Source organism: Nocardia sp. CNS-044 (assembly GCF_059570515.1).
The window spans coordinates 1380278-1383157 of sequence record NZ_JCANSX010000005.1; the positions used below are offsets into that span (position 1 = coordinate 1380278).

Here is a 2880-nt window from a genome sequence, read left to right on the forward strand (position 1 = left end):
AGGGAAGTCGTCGCCCATGAGCGAGACGAAAACTCAGGAGGTGCGCCAGAATTCCTTCCCAGCTGCTTCCTTCGGGTCGCTTTTCGACGGCCTGTGCCAGGATGAAGGACAGCAAGTCGGCTCTAGCCTGTAACCGGACGCCCCTCGGGATTCCGGTTACCGGTGCGTGAACGAGGAGATAGCTGCACCGTGACCAGCCCACAAGGCCCGAACGACGAGGCCCGCGACGACCAGGTCCCCGGCGATCAGCAGCCGAATCTCACACCCGAGCAGCGCGCCGACGAAGAGTTCCGCCAGGAGTTCCAGCAGGCGTTCGAAGAGAGCAGCGACGAACCCGATGTGGAGTTCTCGCTGGGTGATTCCGACCCGGAGCCGGAGCCCGAAACCGTGGACCCGGCCGAGCAGGCCCGCGAGATCGGCCACAATCTGGCCCGCGAACTGGCCACCGGCGGCCCGCAGGGCTGGTCCAAGCTGGACGCGGTGTTCGCTTTCACCGCGGTCGCCGAGGTCGCGCAGATCGTGTTCAGCGACGATCAGGAGCGTTCGGTTCGCGTCCAGCCGTCGGAGGCGGTGCTGGAGCTGGTGCGCAGGCACCGCGAGGTGTCCGCCGCCATGGGCGACGGCCCGTGGTGGCGGCTGCTGTTGCAGCTGACTCCGGCCGGTCGGCTGGATATCGACTACGACTACGGTGACGAGCCGTTCCCGGACGATCACCTGTTCCCGGCCGAGGTGTACCGGGCCGACCTGGAAGCCAATCCGCGGGATCGGCTGCCGGTGTGGCTGGCCGCGTACGTGAATCACGGCAACCGCCAGTCCCGCACCCCGGCCGAGGCCGCCGTTTTGGCGCGCGCGGATCGGGAAGCCGGTGTGCGCGGGACGATCTCGGAGCGCGATTTCCCGGCGCTGCCCACGCTGTGGGCCCGCTGGGCGCTGCTGGCGGCCGCGTTCGTCGCCGTCGGTTCCGAGTGGGGGCCGCGTATTCTGCCCGCGCTCGGCTGGTTCGAAGGCGCCAAGCGGGGCGGCTCGACGCTGTACATGCTGCCCGGTGGCCGGGCCGTGCTCTCCGGTGGTGTCTGGAACGCGCCCGCCTTGGACGCGGCATACAACCAGGGCGCGCAGCTGCCCGCGTACTACGCCGGTGCTCCGGCCTGGGTGGCGAACCCGGTGCTGAATCCGCGGGCCGCCAGTGGTTTGCTGTCGTTCTGCTACTGGTGGGAGGGCGGTCGCTGGTACCGCGCCGACTCGCCGACGGCCGATCAGCTCGCCGAGGCCGTGCCCGGTATCTGGACCGCGCAGACGGTGACCAACGTGATCGCCGGCCTGGTCGCCGCCGAGCCCACCGACGGCCAGGTCGCCGCCGTGGCCACGCTGGTCTCGGCCGCGGAAGCCGGTGTGGTGACCAGAGATACGCTGATCAGCGTCTTCGGTGATGAGGGCGGCTACGACATCGACAGCGCCTTCTACCAGCTCACCATGGCCGGCGTGGCCACTACGCTGCCGGATCCGATGCCCGAGGACGAGGCCATCGACCAGGTGCGCCGCTACATCCTCGACCGCGATCTCGACACCACCGGCTATCCGCTGGATCAGCTGCGCGCCGACCGCATCAGCTGCGGCTGGATGGTCTACGTGCCGACCGCGCCGGGCGAGATCGCCATCGGACGTGCACTGTTCTACATCGCCGATGACGGTGTGCTGGAACAATCCTCGTCCTCGATCGCACCCTCGCGCTACATCGCGGAGTTCGAGCAGCGCTTCCAGGAGCGCAACGGGATGGTCGACGCCTGACCTGATTGCCCGCCCATTGCGGGTTAACAACAGGGAACGGATCGATGGCGAATTCCTAACGGGTTCTTTAGCTTCTCCCGCCGGTGAATCGTCCCGCAGCGTCGGCCGAGGTGCCAGAATGGTCGGAAAGATCTGCGTATCAGCCGCTTTGTGGCTGGTACGGGCGTTGTGAGAAGAGAGGTGCCACGTGGACGTCGAGAGTTTTGTGGAAAAGCAGCGCATCGCGGGCACCGACACCGGCAAGGTCCGCGACCGCATGGACGGCCTCGCGGATCGAGTGCAGGCGCAGCTGGATTCGCTGATCTCGATCGTCAGTTCCGACCCGGTCTTCGGCAAGAAGTTCATGGATGATCCGAAGGGTCTGAAATACCAGCTCGAGGGCGCTGTCGAGGGCACACGGACCATGGCGAAGTCCTGGGGCAAGCTGTCCGACGGCCAGTTCCAGAACGCGACGAACGCCGAACGCGAGGAGCAGAAGCGTCGAGAGCAGTTCGAGAACATCTGATCCGGACCGGTTGCTGGTAGTTGGCGGGCGGTCCACTCGGACCGCCATGAGAGTTTGTGGAGTGGGTGAGAACTAGATGGCCAGACGCGATGCCGAGATCGCCGATGTGATGGACGAATTCCGCAGCCGCATCCGCGAGATCGCCGAGATGCAGCAGCAGCGCGTCAAGCTCACCGCCACGGCGAGCACCAGGGACCGGCAGATCTCGGTGACGGTGAACGCGAACGGGGTGGTCATCCAAACCAAATTCGGCAGCGGCATCGACGAATACAGCTACGAGGACATCGCCAAAGCCATCACTCGGCTGGCTCAGCAGGCCGCCCAGGATGTGTTCGATCAGAGCAAGCGAGTGATGGCCCCCTTGGCGGAGGAGCGAGCGCGGCTGCCCAAGCTCTCCGACGTGATCCCGGGGATGCCCGACTTCCAGAGCGAGATCCCCACGGAACCCCCGGTTTCCGTCGCGCCGCCAGGCGACGCCGAGCGCGAGGAAACGGAGATGGTCTTCACCGATGTGGAGACCATCGAGGACAAGCCCGAAACCGGAAAGGGCGTCACCGACTCGGTTTGGTGACGTGCGCGCGGTTTAG

3 protein-coding genes are annotated in these 2880 nt (G+C 66.4%); all 3 read left to right on the forward strand.

Going from position 1 to position 2880, the window contains the following annotated elements:
* Positions 1–189: 189 nt before the first annotated feature.
* The 3 genes from T333_RS07120 (at position 190) to T333_RS07130 (ending at position 2864) form a co-directional block, all read left to right on the forward strand.
* A complete protein-coding gene (locus T333_RS07120) occupies positions 190–1788 on the forward strand; it encodes a hypothetical protein (protein WP_357245883.1) in 1599 nt (532 codons plus the stop codon).
* 187 nt (positions 1789–1975) lie between these two features.
* Complete coding sequence (locus T333_RS07125; RefSeq protein WP_355000135.1) at positions 1976–2293, forward strand: hypothetical protein; 318 nt, start codon at positions 1976–1978, stop codon at positions 2291–2293.
* Positions 2294–2369: 76 nt separating this feature from the next.
* Positions 2370–2864 carry a YbaB/EbfC family nucleoid-associated protein gene (locus T333_RS07130; RefSeq protein WP_355000134.1) on the forward strand — a complete coding sequence of 165 codons (495 nt, stop codon included), beginning with the start codon at positions 2370–2372 and terminating at the stop codon, positions 2862–2864.
* Positions 2865–2880: the final 16 nt, after the last annotated feature.